The 239-nt window shown below is 62.8% G+C and carries 1 pseudogene; it reads left to right on the top strand.

Annotation, left to right across the window (positions count from 1 at the left end):
* Positions 1-239: pseudogene (locus EOD29_RS34795) on the top strand (LacI family transcriptional regulator); the annotation flags it as partial.

Genomic DNA, 239 nt, shown 5'->3' with positions numbered 1-239 from the left:
AGGATTTGCGCGAGGTTATTCTGCGCACGGTAGACGAGATGGGGTATATCCCCAATCTTGCCGCCCGGGCGCTGGCCGGCCGCCACAACGGCACCGTCGGCGTCATCACGCCCGCTTTGCACCGGCCCGCCTTTGCAAGCCTGATGATCGGCATCGAGGATCGATTGCGCGCCACCGAATTCGGTGTGCAATATTCCAACACGCTCCACCATGCGGATCGGGAGGCCGGCCAGCTGAAA

Source organism: Mesorhizobium sp. M1A.T.Ca.IN.004.03.1.1, from assembly GCF_003997555.1.
GTDB lineage: Bacteria > Pseudomonadota > Alphaproteobacteria > Rhizobiales > Rhizobiaceae > Mesorhizobium.
This window is presented reverse-complemented; position numbering and strand designations above follow the sequence as displayed.